Annotated in this window: 15 protein-coding genes; 8 read left to right on the top strand and 7 right to left on the bottom strand. The window is 70.2% G+C overall.

Annotated elements, in window-relative coordinates:
• Window positions 1-355 precede the first annotated feature (355 nt).
• The 3 genes from ACH492_RS33400 to ACH492_RS33390 all read left to right on the top strand — a co-directional run bounded on the left by ACH492_RS33400 (window position 356) and on the right by ACH492_RS33390 (window position 2,761).
• Window positions 356-931 (top strand): sigma-70 family RNA polymerase sigma factor, encoded by a 576-nt coding sequence (locus ACH492_RS33400; protein WP_398992149.1) that lies wholly within the window; start codon window positions 356-358, stop codon window positions 929-931.
• 690 nt (window positions 932-1,621) lie between these two features.
• Entirely contained in the window at window positions 1,622-2,053 is a 432-nt protein-coding gene (locus tag ACH492_RS33395; protein ID WP_398992147.1) for a subtilase-type protease inhibitor, read from the top strand.
• Window positions 2,054-2,131: 78 nt separating this feature from the next.
• Complete coding sequence (locus tag ACH492_RS33390) at window positions 2,132-2,761, top strand: hypothetical protein (protein WP_398992146.1); 630 nt, start codon at window positions 2,132-2,134, stop codon at window positions 2,759-2,761.
• 227 nt (window positions 2,762-2,988) lie between these two features.
• On the opposite strand, the gene ACH492_RS33385 is transcribed toward ACH492_RS33390, so the two are convergent.
• Window positions 2,989-4,323, bottom strand: coding sequence for a M14 family zinc carboxypeptidase (locus tag ACH492_RS33385; RefSeq protein WP_398992144.1), 1,335 nt, complete (start codon window positions 4,321-4,323; stop codon window positions 2,989-2,991).
• A gap of 26 nt (window positions 4,324-4,349) precedes the next feature.
• Between ACH492_RS33385 and ACH492_RS33380 the strand changes: the two genes are divergently transcribed.
• Complete coding sequence (locus ACH492_RS33380) at window positions 4,350-4,964, top strand: TetR/AcrR family transcriptional regulator (RefSeq protein ID WP_398992142.1); 615 nt, start codon at window positions 4,350-4,352, stop codon at window positions 4,962-4,964.
• A gap of 204 nt (window positions 4,965-5,168) precedes the next feature.
• On the opposite strand, the gene ACH492_RS33375 is transcribed toward ACH492_RS33380, so the two are convergent.
• Entirely contained in the window at window positions 5,169-5,630 is a 462-nt protein-coding gene (locus ACH492_RS33375) for a hypothetical protein (protein ID WP_398992140.1), read from the bottom strand.
• 260 nt (window positions 5,631-5,890) lie between these two features.
• Between ACH492_RS33375 and ACH492_RS33370 the strand changes: the two genes are divergently transcribed.
• Window positions 5,891-7,060: a sensor histidine kinase gene (locus tag ACH492_RS33370; protein WP_398992138.1), complete on the top strand. Its 1,170-nt coding sequence runs from the start codon at window positions 5,891-5,893 to the stop codon at window positions 7,058-7,060.
• Window positions 7,057-7,734, top strand: a complete 678-nt coding sequence (locus ACH492_RS33365; protein WP_398992136.1) for a response regulator — start codon at window positions 7,057-7,059, stop codon at window positions 7,732-7,734. The genes ACH492_RS33370 and ACH492_RS33365 overlap by 4 nt, the downstream gene beginning before the upstream one ends.
• A 156-nt stretch (window positions 7,735-7,890) precedes the next feature.
• Here ACH492_RS33365 and ACH492_RS33360 read toward each other — a convergent pair whose 3' ends face one another.
• The 4 genes from ACH492_RS33360 to ACH492_RS33345 all read right to left on the bottom strand — a co-directional run bounded on the left by ACH492_RS33360 (window position 7,891) and on the right by ACH492_RS33345 (window position 13,861).
• A complete protein-coding gene (locus tag ACH492_RS33360) occupies window positions 7,891-8,619 on the bottom strand; it encodes a hypothetical protein (protein WP_398992134.1) in 729 nt (242 codons plus the stop codon).
• A gap of 151 nt (window positions 8,620-8,770) precedes the next feature.
• Complete coding sequence (locus ACH492_RS33355) at window positions 8,771-11,803, bottom strand: BTAD domain-containing putative transcriptional regulator (RefSeq protein WP_398992132.1); 3,033 nt, start codon at window positions 11,801-11,803, stop codon at window positions 8,771-8,773.
• A 470-nt stretch (window positions 11,804-12,273) separates the two neighbouring features.
• The gene (locus tag ACH492_RS33350; RefSeq protein ID WP_398992130.1) at window positions 12,274-13,665 is read right to left on the bottom strand and encodes an amidase; all 1,392 of its coding nucleotides are present in this window, start codon (window positions 13,663-13,665) and stop codon (window positions 12,274-12,276) included.
• Window positions 13,652-13,861, bottom strand: coding sequence for a hypothetical protein (locus tag ACH492_RS33345; RefSeq protein WP_398992128.1), 210 nt, complete (start codon window positions 13,859-13,861; stop codon window positions 13,652-13,654). Before ACH492_RS33345 ends, ACH492_RS33350 begins: the two co-directional genes overlap by 14 nt.
• 348 nt (window positions 13,862-14,209) lie before the next feature.
• On the opposite strand from ACH492_RS33345, the gene ACH492_RS33340 reads away from it, so the two are divergent.
• Entirely contained in the window at window positions 14,210-15,145 is a 936-nt protein-coding gene (locus tag ACH492_RS33340) for an MBL fold metallo-hydrolase (protein WP_398992126.1), read from the top strand.
• A 31-nt stretch (window positions 15,146-15,176) separates the two neighbouring features.
• Here ACH492_RS33340 and ACH492_RS33335 read toward each other — a convergent pair whose 3' ends face one another.
• Window positions 15,177-15,512, bottom strand: a complete 336-nt coding sequence (locus tag ACH492_RS33335) for a hypothetical protein (RefSeq protein ID WP_398992125.1) — start codon at window positions 15,510-15,512, stop codon at window positions 15,177-15,179.
• A gap of 904 nt (window positions 15,513-16,416) precedes the next feature.
• On the opposite strand from ACH492_RS33335, the gene ACH492_RS33330 reads away from it, so the two are divergent.
• Window positions 16,417-18,183 (top strand): ATP-binding protein, encoded by a 1,767-nt coding sequence (locus ACH492_RS33330; RefSeq protein ID WP_398992123.1) that lies wholly within the window; start codon window positions 16,417-16,419, stop codon window positions 18,181-18,183.
• Window positions 18,184-18,224: the final 41 nt, after the last annotated feature.

Here is an 18,224-nt window from a genome sequence, read left to right as displayed (position 1 = left end):
CGGTGCTGGGGTGCTTGAAGCCGTCGTGCGTGGTCTATCCAAGCGGCGGCCACAGAGCCGTGGAACGTGGAGCGGACCCTGGTGATCCATGTGTGGCAACAGTCGTCGTCGTACGCCCCGGCCGGGCAGACCTCGTCCGGGCCGAGGATCCACGATGGCTGCTCGCCGGATCGGGCGCCCGCTGATCTCCGCGGCCCGCGTGCGCGGCCCCCCGGCGGGCGATGGGGCGGACCAGTGCCGGCGACAAGAATTCGGCAAGGAACGTCCAAGTCCGTCCGACCACTGTGAATCCGCCCTCGTGTCTTACCCGGGGCACGCCACAACGAACCTGATCGATGGATGAGGACGCCACAAGATGAGGCGGACCACGGACGCCGTGCCAAGCACCGTCGGTATGAGGCTGCAGTCCAACGCGGCCCTGAGTGACAGATGTGAGGAGTTCATCCGAGAGCTGTACGCCGAGCACGGAACACTGCTGCTGCGCTATGCCGCGCGCCTCCTGGGAGGCGACTGGCACCGTGCCGAGGACATCCTCCAGGAGGCCGCGGTCCGCGCCTGGAAGCATGCGTCCGCACTGGACATGAACGTGGCCGAGGCGCGGCCGTGGTTGTACACGGTCGTGAAGAACCTGGTCATCGACCAGCATCGCGCGCGAAAGGTCCGCCCCGCGGAGGCCATGTCGCTCCAACTCCTGGACATCTCCGTGGCGGACGGGACGGAACGCCTGCTCACGTCCCAGGTCGTCATCGAGGCTCTGGGTGAAGTGACCGATCAGCACCGCGAGATCATCAAACTCATGTACTACCTGGAGTGCAGCGTGGCCCAGGTTTCGGCACACCTCGGCATTCCGCCCGGCACGGTCAAGTCCCGTTCCTACTACGCGCTGCGGGCCCTGCGGAAAGTGCTGGAAGACCGGGGTGTCACCGGCTGAGGTGTCTTCGGGCGCGGCGCGCTCCGGCGCGGACCGATCGGCACCCGCCTCCCATGGCGCCCCGTCTTGTGCGCCGGCCGCTGCGTGCTCGGCTTCCAGCCATGCCGGCCGCCCCGGCCGGGGCGGTACCAGGTTCAGCCCCTTTTGTCGCGGTCGCGCTGCCCGTGCAGGCCTCTGGTGACCGGATCGACCAGGCTCGCCACTGCCGGCGCGCCGACACGGCGTCACGGCGTCACCGCGTTGCCGCTACACCTCGATTTCCGGTAACGGCGTCCCTGCTCACGATCAGGTCGCCGCTCTTCGCCGGCCGCCCGCACGGGTTGTGGCTCGCGACGGAGTCGAGGGCCGCGCATCGGGGTCCCTTCCGCGTCGCTTGACAAGCGCATTGCAATGAAGCCTGCTTCACCCTTCCGATGTTCAATGAGCCACGCCGGTAATTGACTGGGGAGGGGACCGTTCCGGCCGAATGTGATCCGGGGCGATTCGGCCGTCGCGCCCGAAACGGACGCACGCGGGTCGACGGTCGCCAGGGAAGTTCTCTTTCCGCGCCGTTGCGTCCTGGCCACTGATTGAACGCGCAAGGTATCTGAAACGCATGGGGTGCGCGTGCCGTTGCTGCGAGCGCTAGGCAAACTCGGGAACGCCGATCGGTTCCCGCACAATTCAGCACAGCCAGGAAGGATGCGCACCATGCGGAAGACCACTCGATGGACTGCGGCCGGCGTTCTCGTCGCAGGAGCGATGCTGGGATCGACGGCCGGTACCGCGCACGCCGAGCCCTCCTCGCTCTACGCGCCCTCGGTGCTGGTCCTGACCACGGCACACGGAGAGAACGCCGCCACCGCGACTCCGGAGCGCGCCGTGACCCTCACCTGTACGCCCGACGCGACCGGCACGCACCCGGCCGCCGAGGACGCCTGCGCCGCCCTCACCCAGGTGAACGGCGACTTCAGCAGCCTGGCGGAGATCAGCCGTGGCCAGCCCCGTTTCTGCACCAAGGAGTACGACCCCGTCACCGTCACCGCGCAGGGGGTATGGCGCGGCAAGCGCGTGACCTACGAGCAGACCTTCTCCAATGAGTGCCTCAAGAATGCCGAAGGGTCGGGCGTCTTCGAATTCTGAGGGCATCCGGGTGCAGCGGCTCATGGGCATCGATCGGTGGTTTCGGCCACCATCGGTGTCCTTGCCGATGGAATTCGGGTGTATGCCTATGCGTACGGGTACGTAACCGATAGCGGAAAGTGGGAGCAGGCTGTGCAGCGTTTATGGGCAGTGAGTGCGGCGCTGGTGCTCGCGGGAGCGGGCCTGACAGGCGCGGCGGTGCCGTCGGGCGCCGCGATGGGGGGCAGGGGGGCGACGGCATCCGCCTCCGCATGCTCGACCGCGTGGGGAAGCGGCGTGAAGTCGGCCGCTGAGGCCGGTGCTGTGCCGCTGAGGAACGTAACGGTGAGCCGGGGCGCGTGCTTCGACCGCATGGTCTTCGATGTCACGGGCGCGTCGGCCAACGTGGGCCGTCACGTCGGTTATGTCGAGGCGTTCCGTCAGGACGGCTCGGGTGACCCGATACCTGTGCGCGGGGGCGCCGTTCTGCAGATCCTCGTCTCCGCTCCCAGCTATGACCCGCTGACGCTTCGCCCGACATATGCCGGCAGGGCCGGCAAGCCGTTGCCCGGCGTGGAAGTTGCCGGGTACAGGACGTTCCGGGACGCCAGGTTCGGGGCGAGCTTCGAAGGACAGACGCAGGTGGGGCTCGGTGTGAGGGCACGGCTGCCGTTCCGGGTGCTCCAGTCCGGCGACAAGCTGATCGTGGACGTTGCCCATACGTGGTGATCCGCGCCCCCGGGCGCCGCACCTGTGCTGGACGCACCTGGCCCGGATCATGCGACACGCGAACCGGTGACGGTCCAAGGCGCGATTCCCGGCCGGCCCGTCGCGGCCGGCCGGGAATTCCCGGAGTCGTGTCATGTCGCTCCGTCGCCTCCGGAGCCGATGCTGGCTCTGGCCGTCCCGCAGCTGCCCGGACCGGCTGCACGGCAGCCCGTTCACGTCTCCGCCCGTCATGATGCGATCTGTCGGGCGGCGGGCTCGTCGGCCGCTCGGGAGGCGGCGAGCAGGACGGCGCCCAATTGCACCGCGACCAGCTTGCGGATCTCGATCGAAGGGCCCGGGGAGTCGGCCTCGGCTTCCCTGAACCAGCGGTCGAACCGTTCTGTGAGCAGGCGGTGCTGTTCGCGGATGGCCGGTGTCGGGTTGCCCGCGGCGATCTCGGCGTCGAGCATGCGCAGGAACACGCCAAGCAGGCGGAGCCGCCGCAGATGCACCGCCTGACGGCTGTCGAACTCCTCCGCGACCGTGGCCTGCCGGTCCAGGCCGGCAGGCGCTTCTGCCTGCTCGGCGAGCCTGCGGAAGGTCTCGAGCGTGGCCTCGGTCGAGCGGCGGAACGGCGACCTCACAGTGAGGTCACCCGAGACGGCGCCAAGGGCCGCTTGGAGCGTCTCGATCAGCTCGCGCCGTGCCGCCGCCCCGGCGGTGGCGATCTCCTGGTAGGTGCGGCCGGTCACCGTCTGGTCGGACACTCGCGCGTCGGCCCAGTAGGGCACCTCGGTCACCAGGTGGAGGGCACCGAACCGGGCCGCGTAGTCGGCGCTGCTGCCGCCCGCCCCGAACGCGGCGCCCACCTGCGCTCCGTTGGGAGTGGTGTAGACGGCCGGGGCGATCGGTTTCGAGCCGGGCAGTTCCGGCTCGCCGTGATGCAGCGGGAGGCCTTGCAGGCCGGGCAGTTCGGCCAGCCGCTCGGCGAGCGGCACATCGTCGCGGTTCAGGTAGAAGAACGCCCCCTGGTACTCGCCGTTGTGCAGGGAGCAGACCAGGGACGGTTCCACCTCGTCCATGAGCCGCATCAGCGCAGCCGTCTCCGGCAGGGTGCGGTCGAAGTGGTAGTCCTCGTCGATCAGCGGGAAGGTCCATTCGACCTGGTCGGCCAGATCGGGACGGTAGAAGTGCTCGACGTAGGCGCGGCGATCACCGGGACGGCCGAACCAGCCCTCGTTGAGTCTGGCGCCGTCGGGATCGGCGCACGGTATGAAGTGCCAGCGGTGGCCCAGTTCGGCCCGCAGCGCGGCGTCCCGGCACAGCAGCTCGATCAGGGCGCTGACAGTGAGGGCCCCGACCGGCTCATTGGGATGCGGCCCACCGATGACGACCGCGTCCGCAGGGCCATTACCGACCGTCAGCACGCGCAGTGGTTCACCCAGGCGCGAGGTTCCCACACGCTGCAGCCGTACCAGGCCAGGATGGGCGGCGGCCACCGCGTCGAGCCCGGCGTGCATGACGTCGACGGACGGGAACATCGCATAGCCGGGCACCCGGCTCATGAACTCTGAAACTCTCATAATCTCATTACTGTAATAATAAGATTATGAGAATCCCAAGAGGGGAGGCCAAGGAACGCAACCGCCGCGCCCTGCTCGACGCCGCGCGCCAGGTCGTCGCCAGGGACGGCCGCCGAGCCCGGCTCGACGAGATCGCCGAACAGGCCGGCCTGACCACCGGCGCCGTCTACTCGCTGTTCGGCAGCAAGAACGGCCTGCTGACCGCACTGGTCACCGATTACCTCGGCCCGCACTATGAAGGCATGGAGCAGGCCGCTCCCGCCGAACTCAACCTTGTGGAGGCGGCCGGCGCCTTTGCCCGCTACTACCGGCGCGTCTGCGACGACCCCGACGCGTTGCGACATCTGTCGTTCGAGATCAGCCTGCAGGACACGGCCCTGCGTGACCGGGATCTGCAGACCAGGCTCGCCGCGTCCGTCCGGGCCCACGAGGAACGCCTGACCGCGCTGTTCGTCGGCAGATCGCACCATGGGGTCCCTGTGACGCCACGGCAGGCGCAACGTCTGGCCACCGCGCTCAGAGCACTCCTTGTCGGCCTCAGTCAGGGAGTCATCCTCGGCCTCGCCGAAGCGGCCCCGGAGTCGTACTTCGCCGATACCGCCCGCGCTCTGACCGCACCGGATGTACTCGGGCCGCCCTGAGCGTCGGAGGGCCCGTCCGGTCTGGCCCGGCGGGTCCGGTGCGGACAAGGGGACCTGGGTTCTGTCGTCACGCCCCGCCGTCTGCCCGAAGGGCGGGGGCACGGCGGGACTATGACGACACGCCCGCCCGGCCCTCCCGCCAAGGGAGGACCGGGCCGCACTTCGGTCGCGCCACGCGGTTCCTCGGCGACGACCGTCCCCGTCTCAGCGGTAGTAGTAGGCCTTCGCCTCGATCGTGTGTGCTTTGCCCTTCAGGTAGATGCGCATGTAGTACGACGTGCCGGACGACGCGTTCGCCTTCACCGTCATCCAGCCGCCGTTGCAGTAGCCCCAGCCGCCCTTCTTGACGACCTTCTTGTCGCGGGTCCGCACCACGTCGATCTTGTACTTGGTGCCGTCACCGCCGTTCCAGCAGCGTGCGTTGACGCCGAGCGTGCCGCTGCGCGGGACGAAGTCGGGCGTGGCCCAGTACTTGGTGGGCTTGTGGCTCTTCGGGCCCCAGATCAGGTGCCAGCCCGCCTTCGCGGCGGAAGCTTCCCGCGAAGCGGCGGTGCTCGGTGCGCTCTGCGCCGCCGGCGCTGCCTGGGCGGCCGGAGCGGCTATCGCGAGCCCGGTGCCCAGCGCCACCGTGGCCGTCGCCAGGGCGAGGCTCTTTCGTGCCGTCATCGTGTCGAATCCTTTCCCGGACCACCGGCCGGGTTCCCCCGTTGGGCACCCCGTGTCGACCGTGTCCGCGTGGCGCCCGGTGGTCGGCCGCGGCGCCGTCGTGCTGGTCCAAGAAGCTACGGGCGGCCCGTACCGGGCCGCGTCCGGCGACGGGTTGAACTCCCGGCAGACCTGCGGCAGTAGGTACACGGTTCCTGCAACTTTCGTGGTACCGCGGCAGTTTGACGTCCCGCCGCCCGCCCCACGGCTACGCTGCGGCGATGCGGATCCGCCCCCCAGGCCGTGTTGGCCTGGCAGCCGACGCGCTGATTGCCGTGGCGCTCACCAGCGTGGCCGTGCTCCTCGGGCAGGAGGCCGCGAGCCAGGGATGGTCCGCGCTCGACGCGCCTGCGTACGCGCTCATCGGGCTGGTCAATCTGCCGCTCGCGCTGCGCAGCAGGGCGCCGGTCGCCGTCTGCGCCTTCGTCCACCTCGTGTGGTTCTGCTACGTCACGGTCGGCTACTGGCCCGTCGTGAACACCTTCGGGCCGATGCTCGCCGTCTATACGGTGGCGTCGCTGCGTCCCGTACGCACATCCGTCACCTGCGCCGCCGCGATGGCCGGGATCTGGATCTACGCGGGAGTGGTCAGCCACAGCGACTCCATGCCGTCCGTCGTCGGCCAGGCCCTCGTCTTCCCCGCCGTGCTGTGGCGCTTCGGCGTCACCGCCCGCCGTGCCGCCGAACTTGCCCGCAGGCTCCGCGAGGAGCAGGCCGAACGGGCCCGCCGAGAAGTGGCCGAGGAGCGCGGCAGGATCGCGCGCGAGCTGCACGATGTGGTGGCTCACCACATGTCGGTTATATCGGTGCAGGCGGGCCTGGCCGGATTCGTCTTCGACTCGGACCGCGACACGGCGCGTACCGCGCTCTCCACGATCTCCGGCACCAGCGCGGAGGCCCTCGATGAACTCCGCCGCATGCTATGGGTGTTGCGGGCCTCGGACGAGGACGGCGTTCCGGCCACGCCCATGCCGGGCCTCGCGCGTCTGGGGGAGATGGTCGAGCGCGTACGGTCCGGTGGCGTGTGGGTCGACCTGCGGATCGAGGGCATGGCCCGCCCGCTCGCGCCCGGCGTCGACCTGTGCGCGTACCGCGTCGTGCAGGAGGCGCTGACCAACGTACTGAAGCATGCGCCCGGAGCCAGCGCGAGCGTGGAACTGCGCTATGAGCCACGCCAGTTGGAGGTGACCGTCGCGGACGACGGACAGGGGGTGATTCCGGACAAGGTTCGGCCGGGCAGCGGGCATGGGTTGATCGGCATGCGTGAGCGGGCCAAGCTCTACGGCGGGCGGGTCGACATCGGCCCGCGGAGCGAGGGGGGGTTCGCGGTGCGTCTGACCCTGCCCACCTCCACGCAGGCCGTACGCGAGGGAGGAGACACGTCGGGATGACCAGCGTGCTCGTCGTCGACGACCAGTTCCTGATCCGCGCCGGACTGGTGGGGCTGCTGCGCGCGGCACCCGGCATCGAGGTGGTCGGCGAGGCGGGCGACGGCGAGGAGGCCGTCGCCCTGGCCGCACTTACCCGTCCCGACGTGATCCTGATGGACATCCGGATGCCCGGCATGAGCGGCGTCGCGGCCACCGAGAAGATCCTCGCCGACGCGCCGGACCCGCTGCCCCGGGTCCTCGTCCTGACCACCTTCGACCTGGACGAGTATGTCTACGGCGCCTTGCGTGCCGGTGCCTGCGGCTTTCTGCTCAAGGACTCGGGGCCCGAGCGGCTGCTCGCCGCGGTGGCGGCGGTCGGCGGGGGAGACGCGCTCTTCGCGCCCAGCGTCACGCGCCGCCTGGTGGAGGCGTTCGCCCAACGGGCCGGAAACGCCGGGAGAACGGACGAACCGCCGCCCGATCTGGGGGCGTTGACCGCGCGCGAGGTGGAGGTGCTGAGGCTGACCGCCAGAGGTCTGTCCAACCTGGAGATCGCCGGCGAGCTGTTCATCAGCGAGGCGACTGTCAAGACGCACCTCAATCGCACGATGACCAAACTGGACCTGGGCAGCAGGGCGCAGGCCGTGGTGGTGGCATACGAGACGGGTTTGGTCACTCCAGGGTGCGCTGGCTGACCGGCCGCGGACTCAGGGGAACGGGGTGCCGCTGCGTACGCAGATAGCGTGAACCATCTCGGCACCGCCCGCCGCATCGCCTCGGGGCCCTGCACCTCGAGCGGGGGGCGCCCCTGCCGGGACGCCCCTCCAACAATTAAGATCTTCATTGGCCTTCTAGGCCCGGCGGGCGACCCGGACCAGCCTGTCGCCGTCGGGCGTCAGGACCTCGAACGCCGCGATGTCGCCTGAGGCAAGGGAACTTGCGCTGGTCACATTCAGCCTGTCGGGGGCGCCCGGCACTCCGTACCCCTTCTTCGGCACGGTCCAGTGCGCCAGGGCCTCCTTCCGACCTGACGTGGAGACCGCCACGAGCGAGCAAGTGCGCGGGCCCGTCACCCCTCCCAGGGAGAGCGACACCTCGGTGCCCCAGCCCTTCTCGCGCAGTCCGACATCGGCGCGTACACCGGTTTTGGGGTCCGCCGCCCGCAGGGTCTCCCCGGCGGCCTCGGTCCTGGCCCGGGGGTCCTCGTCCGCTGAGAGGCCGGCCAGCGCCCCGCCGCCCGCCAGCAGCCCCGCAGCGAACGCGGCAGCGAGGGCGAAGGCCATGCGCCGGCCCTTCCGGGCGGAGCCGACGGGCTGGCCCGGCTCCGAGTCGGCGGGCTGCTCCGGTGGCGAGGCGGCTCGTGCCCGGACGACGGCCGGACCGGGATCCGGTACGGGTACGCCGTCCCATTCGTGCGGCTCCACACCGGACAACAGGTGGACGACCTCGCGCAGTTCCGCGTACTCCTCCAGGCAAGTACGGCAGCCCCGGAGATGGGACGTCAGTGCCGGGTAGTCCGGCTCGTCCCGCCCGGTCAGCGTTTCGGCCGCAAGGTCAAATTTCAGCTGCTCGCAATCCATAGATCACTCCTGCGTCTGTCGACCCCCGCATACCACCCATGCAACGTGGACTGGTCCTTGTCGGTTCACTGGTGCCGGGACTTCGAGGAGTTTCCGCCCGCTGACCGTTCATCACTCCGCGCGGCCCTGCGCCCGGCGGCCGCGTCCCCCGTCAGCTCTCTGCCAGACCCGCCAGTTTTTCCTTGATCTCCGGGACCCGGTGCACCTCCGGGTGCTCCTCGGCGAGTCTTAGCGCGAGCCCCCAGGCCGTCCTTGCGGCTGTCGGTTCACCTGCGTGCAGATGGGTTTCGCCGAGGCGCAGTAACGTACCGACCCTGGTGTAGGAGTCCCCGGCGGCCTCCATCAGGTTCAGGGCGTTTCTGTAGCACATAACTGCCAGCCGGTGGTCGCCGAGGTGGTGGTGGATGTGGCCGAGGCTGTCCCATGCGAACGCCTCGCGCTGCGGCACGCCGCCGATCCGGCGGAAGCTCGCCACCGACCGCAGACAATAGGCCAGGGCCTCCTCGTGGCGGCCCAGTACCGACAGGACCCACCCCACCGCGTTGCAGGCGTCGGCCTCCAGTCCCGGGTCGGAGCAACGCCGCGCGAGGGCGAGGGCTTCCACGCTCCTGTCCAGGGCGGGGCGGTTGTGGCCAGCCGAATGCAGCAGGCCCGCGAACGAGAGGTGGACGAGGGCCTGTTCGACTGGCTCGTCAGCCGATTCGAGGAGGTCCGATGCCTCCTCCAGGTGGGACATGGCGTCCGCGTACCGGTGCGACCGCGCCCGGCATCCGGCGAGCGCCCGGTGCAGCCTCGCCTGCTCAACGCGGTCGTCGGCGCGTTCGGCGGCCTCCAGGGCGACGGCCAGGATCGAGGCGGCCTCCGGCGAGCGCCCCTGCGCGTCCAGATACCCCTGGAGCCGCCAGGCCAGCTGCGAGGCGTGCCTGTCGTATCCCGCGTCCGAGGCGTGCCGCAGCACGGCTTCGAGCACCGGCTGCTCCGTCGCGTACCAGACCATGACCTGGTGCGTGTCCGACAGGTGCTGCCGGACGACTCCCGCCGAGACCTGTGACGCCGCGGGCCGTGGCGTATGGCACAGGCTGGGCCCCCCGGCCGACGCGGTCTGGAGGTAGTGGTCGTACATGCGGGTGCGGGCCGCGGACCGGGCGTCCGCCGTCTCGTGTTCCTGGGCCAGTTCCCAGGCGTAGACGCGCAGCAGGTCATGGAGGACGAAGCGACCTACAGACGGCTCGTTGACCAAGCGCGTGCGGGTGAGCTCGGTGAGCAGGCGGCGTGCCGTGGTCGCCGGCAGCGCGGCCAGACTCGCTGCGGCGGCGGTGGAGATCTCGGGTCCCGGGTGCAGTGCCAGCAGGCGGAAGAGCCGGGCGGACGGCCCGGGCAGGGCGCGGTACGACCAGGAGAAGACGACGCGTACGTCGGCGACGCCGTCGCTGCCGATGAAGGCGTCGAGGCTCCCCTCGGTGGCGCGCATCTCCTCGGCGAGGGCCCGCAGCGAGAAATCCGGGTGCAGTGTCGCGCGTGCGGCGGCGATGGCCAGGGCGAGCGGCAGCCTGCCGCAGAGGTTGATGATGTCCTCGACAGCTTGCGGTTCGGCCTCGACCCGCCGCGATCCCAGGCGCCTGGCCAGGACGGCCCGGCCGTCTTCCATCGGCGGGGCGTCCAGGGTCAGTGCTGCGGCGCCCTCCATGGTGACGAGGCCCTGCAGCTGGTTGCGGCTGGTGACCAGCACCATGCAGCCGGAGGCCCCGGGCAGCAGGGGCCGGACCTGTTCCTCGTCGCGGGCGTTGTCCAGGACGAACAGGACGCGCCGCCGGGACAGCAGCGTCCGCAGCAGGGCGGTCCGAGCGGTGGTGCAGGACGGAACCGCCCCGGAGGGCACGCCCAGCGAGGTCAGGAACTTCTGGAGGATCTCGGCGGGTTCGGCGGCGCGATCGCTCGGGTCAAAACCGCGCAGGTCGGCGAAGAGCTGTCCGTCGGGGAAGCGCTCGGCGATCCGATGGGCGAAACGCAGCGCGAGCGTGGTCTTGCCGATGCCGGGTGCCCCTCCGATGACGGTGACCGGGGCGGCGGTTGCGTCCACGGCTCCGTGATCGGAGGGCTTGGGCAGCAGCTCTGCGAGCGCGTCGAGTTCGGTCCGGCGCCCGGTGAAGTACGCGGGGGCCGCAGGAAGTTGTGCCGGGCTCAGGGCCGACCGTATCTGTGGGGGAGCAAGGTAGGGAGCGGGCTCGGCTGCGCCGCGTTCCGGCGTCGTGGCGTCGGCCGGTCCCGGCAGCCGGGCCGACCGACTGCCGCCGCTACCCGTGACGCCGATGCGCGGCACCCGAGGCGTGTAGTGGCTGTCGTATCCCGCGGTGACGATGGACCGGGAGGAATGCTGGATGAATCCGAGGTCGTGGCGGAGGATCGCCTGCTGCAAGCTGCTCACCGAGGGGCTCGGCCGGAGGCCAAGCTCCTCGGACAGGTGCTTGCGCAGTTCCTCGAAGCGCGCCAGGGCGTCGGCGTGACGGCCCGTGAGGTAGAGGGCGCACAGCAGCAGGCCCCACGCCACCTCCCTGAGCGGATACTGCGCCGTGAGCGCCTCGGCCGCGCTGACGGCATGGTTCACGTCGCCGTCGTGCATCAGGGTGCAGATACGCAGCTCTTCAGCGGCGACCCGGCCCTCCTCCAACTGGGCGGCCTGCCGCGCGGCGAAGAGGTGGTCCCGGGCGTCCTCCAGGGCCGCGCCCCGCCACAGGGACAGGGCGTGCTCGATCTCCCGACGGGCCTCGCTCACTCTCCCGGCCGACAGGGAGCGGCCTGCCCGGGCGACCCCCCGCTCGAAGCGGACGGTGTCGCGCGCTTCGGAGGGAATGCGCAGAGCGTATCCGTGGGACTCGCGCACGAGCAAACCCGACTTGCCGTGAGGCGGCCTGCCCGGTTCCAGTACGGCGCGCAGCCTACTGATGTGGGCCTGCAGGGAGGCGACCGCCCGCGATGGCGGGCGTCCCGCCCACAAGTCCTCGCACAGGCGATCGGTGGAGACGGGGCGCCCCTCCTCCAGGAGCAGGCGCACGGTGAGCACGCGGCGCTTGGGCGGCCCGAGATCCAGCACCGTCCCTTCTCGCCTGATCGTCAGTGGTCCCAGAAGGCCGCACCAAAGGCCGCTTGCCGCACCCGGCGCCTCGATGTCTGCTCTGCGCTTCACTGCTCTCGTCCCTGGTCGGGTGTCGGCGACGGCCTGGCCGCCGAGCCGCCTTACGGCAGGGCGTCGGCCATGGACATGGCACCGTTTCCCTCGGTGCGTCCTGCCCTGCACGGACCTACGGGGTGGGGGGACTTGAGGTTCGAGTGAATTGCCGGGTTGCCCCCGGTGACACGCAGGACGACCCTCACTGCCTTGAGGGAAGGGAACATGCTCGTTTCAGCCGCCTCAGCGTCACGGGGCCCTGACGAATGAGCGGTCGGCATTGCTCCTAGGATCTTCAGCCCCCCGGCGACGGCTGCCGCGGATCGACCAAGGCATCGCTTCGTGGCTGATCGCCTCCTCCTTCGAGGACGATGAAGGCGTGCGGTGGCTGCGCCGGGCTGCTTGCGGACTTGCCGGGCGCTGGTCCCGGCGGCAGCTGTGAGCCCGGCTTGCCCGGGGCGGGCAGGTCGGCACACCAACGAGGGCTCTTACGCTGCCGGCGCCAGGTCGCGGGCGGCGCCGGTCTGCTCGTAGGCGTGCCCTACTCGCAGCACTGCGGCCTCGCCCAGAGGCCTGCCCATGAGCTGCATGCCAATCGGCATCCCCTCCGAGTCCCGCCCGACCGGCACGGTCAGCGAGGGCACCCCGGTGATGTTGGCCGGGGCCGACAGCCGCACATACGCGTCGGAGACGCTCTCCATACTGCCGTCGCCCCAGGTCACGGTGTCCTGGCCGACTTTGACGGCGGTGAGGGGCACGGTCGGGGCGGCGATCACGTCGACCGTGTCCAGCATCTGCTGCCAGGCCTGCCGCATGAGGGTGCGGGCGCGCTGGGCGCGCAGGTAGTCCCCGGCGCTCATGAGCTCGCCCGCCTCCAGGAGGATGCGGACGTCCGCCGCGTACAGATCGGGCATCGCCCGCAGCGTCCGCTCGTGGTAGGCGGAGGCCTCGGGCACCATCAGCCCCCACTGGGTGGCCTGGATGTAGCGCGTCATCGGGATCTCGACCTCGACGAGCCGCGCGCCGAGGGCCTCCAGCTGGCCGATGGCGTCCCGTACCGCGGCTTCGACCTCGGGGTCCACCCGTTCGAAGTAGTAGTTGCCCGGCACGCCGACCCGAAGCCCTGTCAGATCAGTGCCGGGGCCTGGCCGGTACTCCACGGGCGGGGCCGGAACGGAGGCCGGATCGCGCGGGTCGTGGCCCACCAGGGCGGCCAGCACCAGCGCGGCGTCCTCCACCGTACGCGTGATGGGCCCCACATGATCGAGCGACCATGCCAGCGAGGTCACGCCGTGCCGGGAGACCAGTCCGTACGTCGGCTTCAGGCCGACGACCCCGTTCAGCGCGGCGGGCACCCGGATCGACCCCCCGGTGTCGGTACCCAGCGCGAAGGTCGCCGCACCGGCGGCCACGGCGACGGCCGATCCACCGCTGGAGCCGCCGGCCACCCGGCCCTGGTCCCAGGCGTTGTTGGTCTGTGGCGTGGTCAGGCCGTAGGCGAATTCGTGCGTATGCGTCTTGCCGACGAACGCCGCGCCCGCTGCGGCGAGTCGCGCGGCGACCGCGCTGTCCGTTTCCGCCAGGTGATCTGCGCGCACCTGGGAGCTGGCGGTGGTCGCCATCCCTGCCACGTCGATCAAGTCCTTCAACCCTGCGGGAATGCCGTGCAGAGGTCCCCTCGTGCCGTCGGCGGCGACCTCGCCCGCCGCACGCCTCGCCGCGTCCCGGGCGTGGTCAGCCGTCACCATCGTGTAGGCCTGCAGGCGCGGTTCGACCTGTTCGATGCGCTCCAGCACCGAGTCCACCAGCTCGACCGGGGACACCTGCCGGGCGCACACGGCCTCGGCCGCATCGGCAACGGAGAGTTCATACGGCTGCATCGTGCTGCTCCCCTCCCGCGCAGTACGCGGCGGACGGCGGTGTGTCGCTGAAGTCCAGCTCGCGCAGGACGGAGACGACGGAGTGGATGTGGTCGGCGGTGGCTGCCACCGCGGAGTGGCGCTCGTGTGGCAGCAGGAGCCCGGACCGTGCGGCCCAGCGGGCCGCCTCTGGCGGTGTGAGGTCAGCGGCGGACATGTGCGGCCTTCCTGATCGGGCTGAGGGGCGGAACGACTGCCGCCCCGAACTAAAGCTAACGGCTTGCGTTAGCTGACGATAGAGCCTACAGTCGCTTAAAGCAAACCGATAGCTTTTGCCGGGAAGAGGGCCATGACCAGTCCTTCGAGCCCCGGGGCGCACCCACACACGCTGTACGGGCTACGAGAAGCCGCCTGTTGCGCACGCTCCGGCCGAGGCCTCCCTCTCGCCGGAGTACGGCGGCAGCGCCCTCCCCTCCACCTGTGTCCTCCTCCCGTGCAGCCGTCCAGCCCCTGTGCCGTTTCCGCGCAGGGCATCCGCTCTCTGTAGACGAAGGAAGCACCACACATGCGCACAGCACAGCTCACCGAGGCTGCCCCGCCCGCCACCGTCCCGTCCTGGACCGTCGGCGACATCACCGTCCACCGGATCGACGAGATCCTCCTGCCGCGGCAGACAGGCCCCTGGCTGCTGCCTGCCGCCACTGCGGACGTTGTCGCCGGGCAGGACTGGCTCCGGCCCGACTTCGCGGACCATGACGGCATCCTGCAGATCGACAGCCACAGTTTCGCGCTGGTCGTGGACGGTCTGCGCGTCCTTGTCGACACCGGTATCGGCAACGGCAAGGCACGGGCGAACCCGGCATGGCACGACCTCCGCACCGACTACCTCGCGCGCCTCGCGGACGCCGGATTCACCCCGGAATCCATTGACTTGGTGGTGCTGACCCATCTGCACACCGACCACGTCGGCTGGAACACGCAAGCGGTGGACGGCCAGTGGGTGCCCACGTTCCCCAACGCCCGCTACCTCACGGCGAAGGCCGAATACGACTTCTGGGCCGGGTACGCCATGGAGGAAGCACGGCGCGCCATGTTCCGCGACTCCGTGTACCCGATCGAGGAGGCAGGCCTGCTCGAACTCGTCGATGTGCCGGCCGAGGGAGCCGACATCGCCGCCGGTCTGCGCCTGGTGCCGACCCCGGGACACACCCCCGGTCACGTTGCCGTGGAGGTGGGCAGTGGTGACGCCGCGGCCCTGATCACCGGGGACTGCATTCATCACCCGGTTCAGCTGGCGCATCCGGGCATTGGCAGCTGCGTCGACATCGACCCCGTTCAGGCCGAAGCGACCCGCCGCTCGCTGCTCGCCTCGCTTGCCGACACCGGGACCCTCGTCCTCGGCACCCACTTCCCCTCGCCGACCGCCGGCCGCGTGGTCACCCGTGGAAACGCCTACCGGCTGGAGCCGGTAACCGCTGACGGCCAGGCTCCCACGGCCTGACACGTACGAAGCCGACCCCTGACGGCGGGACTCAGGTGATGGGTGGCTCCGCCGAGGGGCTGGCCGGCGGGGACACCGCAGTCGTTGTGGGCGCCGGGGCCTTGGCGCCGCGTGCCCGCCACCAGTGGACCGCAGGGCTGGCCAGTGTCGTGAGGAGCAGGCCGCAAGAGATCTGGAAGGCCCAGCGGAGCCAGCCGTCCGGAGCACCCTCGACCCGGTCCATGAGCGGGTGAGAGATGGGGTAGGCCAGGACTGCCCCGAGGACGACCAGCCACACTGGCCCGTTCCAACGCCCTCGGGCGAGGATGGTGACCGCGAGAGCGATCACGACGACCGCGATCATTATCGCGGAGTAATTGATCTGCATGGAGGAAAACTTCCTACTCTGTCCGGCTGCTCGGCCTCAGGGAGAGGCGTAGACCGGGGCTTCGCGACGCTTGCCACGGTGGTGCGGCCCCTTGGGTTCACCAGCCGGGGTTCTGCGGCCGCGATCCCTCGAAGGCCGCGGCGGGGCGACGCCGGGAGAGCCCGAACGGTGGGACGCGAGGTCCTGACGGATGCTTGGCCTCCCGGTGCCCGGCCGACCCCGGGCCGTGGTGCCCGGTCCGGTCGCGCGGGACGACTGCGGTACGCCCGGTCTGCCCCGCGGGTTAGGGACGTCTTCCCGGGGCCCTGCCTCCGGAGCCTGGCGTCGGGGGACGCCGCCGGGCCCCGGACCAGGGCCGAGAGGTGGGATTGACCTGCCTGTACGGCGGGGCCTGGCACCCACTGCTACGTGGCAGGGCGGCGGGCGGTTCACCGTCGAAAAGCGATCCGCCGTCCGGGTCGGGACCTGTAGGGCGCACGGTGCGACGGAGGCTTTCACAGGGTGCGGAGCCGTCCGACAGCGGGCCGGGCTAGCCTGCCCATATTGTGTGAGCTGGGGGTTCGCAACAAAGCTGGGGGTTCGCAACAAAAGGGGGAGGGGCATGCGTGAGCGCGAGGGCGGTGCGCTGGGAGATGTGCTGGCAGCCGCGCGTGATCGGGCGTTTGTAGGCCGGGCTGGGGAACTTGCGCTGTTCCGGGTGGCGTTGGCGGGGGAGCCCGGGACGTGCTCTGTGCAGTATTTCCATGGTCCTGGAGGAATCGGTAAATCGACTCTTCTGCGTCAGTTCGCGCGTGAGGCCCGTCGGGTGGGGCGTCCGGTCGTGGAGGTGGACGGCCGGACGGTCATACCGACGCCTCAGGGATTTACCGCGGCTGTTGGTGAGACGGTCGGAGAACCCGGGCTGGTGCTGCTGGTTGACACGTTCGAACGCTGCCAGGGTCTGGAGGGCTGGCTGTGTGAGCGGTTCCTGCTCGGCCTTCCGGTGGGCAGTGTGGTGGTGATTGCCGGGCGCCGGGCGCCGGATGCCCGCTGGACGTCCGACCCGGGGTGGGCGGAGCTGCTGCGGGTCACGTCTCTGCGGAACCTGCCTCCCGACGATGCCGCGCGGCTGCTGCACGCCCGCGGTCTGGCGCCTGGGGCCCACCAGGCGGTGCTGTTCTTCACCGGAGGCAACCCCCTGGCCCTGACGCTGGCGGCCGCGGTGGCGGTGCGGGAGGAGGGAGTCAAGTCCGGCTGGCAGCCGAGCCACGATGTCATCGCCACCTTGCTGGCTACGCTGCTGGACGACATCCCCAGCGCGGTACATCGCAGGGCCCTGGAGATCTGCGCCCATTCCCACGTCACCTCCGAGACGCTGCTTCGTGCCCTCATGGGCGCAGAAGCGCCCGAGCTGTTCGCCTGGCTGCGAGAACAGCCCTTCATCGAGTCGACGGGTGCGGGGCTCTTTCCGCACGACGTGGTCCGCGAGGCACTCGAGGCCGATCTGCGCTGGCGCGACCCCGAGGGATTCGCCGACATGCACAGAACTGTTCACCAGTACCTCGTCGAGCGGGTCCGCGCCGTATCCGAAGCACAGCTGCTCCCTGCGACCAGCGCCCTTATCTACCTCTACCGCAAGGAGGCCTCGGCGAACTTCGGCAAGTGGCGTGAAGGGGATCATGTCAAGGACGAGCCGTATGAGGCGGCCGACCGGGGACGTGTGCTGGAGCTGGCCGAAACCTCGGAGGGCGAGGCGTCCGCGAAGATCTGCGGGTTCTGGCTCGACCGGCAGCCCGAGGCGTTTCGCGTCTACCGCTCCACCGAGACCGGCGAGATCGTCGCGTTCTTCGCGTGGCTGAGACTGCGGGAGCCGCTGGGCACCGACGCCGACCCGATTGTCGACGCGGCCTGGGCACACGCACGATCCGCAGCACCGCTGAGGCCCGGCGAGCACATGGCACTGGCCCGCTTCCACGTCCATCCGCCTCTGTACCAGCGCACCTCTGCGCCGATGGACCTGATGCACTGGCGTGGGCTGGGTGAGATCTTCCGGGGTGACCGGCTGGCCTGGACGTTCGTTGTCAAGCGCGACGACGGCCACTGGGACAGGTACATGCGCCACTTCGCCATGCCGCCCTGCGCCCCACGACCCTGCGTCGGGCAGCACAACTATGTCCTGTTCGGCCATGACTGGCGGGCGCAGCCCGTCGGCCCGTGGCTGGAGGAAAGGTCGAACGCGATCCTTTCCCACGCCTCGGGAACCAGGACATCGCCCCGCAGAGGGAAACACGAGGAACTGGTGGTGCTGTCCAGACCGGAGTTCGACACCGCGGTCCGCGACGCCCTGCGCACCCTCCGGCATCCGGACGCGCTCGCCGACAACCCCCTCAACCGCAGTCGCGTGGTGACCGACAGCGGAATGACCCTCCCCGAGCTGCTTGCCTCCGCGGTCGACCTCCTCAGGGAAGGGCGCTCGGGAGACAAGCACCACCGTGCCCTCACCACCACCTACCTCGCGGGAACCCCCACCCAGGAGGCCGCTGCCGAACGCCTCGGACTGCCGTTCAGTACCTACCGCAGACACCTCACCAGCGGCGTCGACCGCCTCACCGACCTCCTGTGGCGCAGCGAGCTGAAGGGAACGACGATCACCGAGATGAGCCAGGGCGCCCCTCAGCACGGCGGCTGGTGAGGCCTCTGCCATGTACGCAGCCCTCACGGCCGCATGAGCGG

The organism is Streptomyces sp. NPDC019443 (genome assembly GCF_044389785.1).
GTDB lineage: Bacteria > Actinomycetota > Actinomycetes > Streptomycetales > Streptomycetaceae > Streptomyces.
This window is presented reverse-complemented; position numbering and strand designations above follow the sequence as displayed.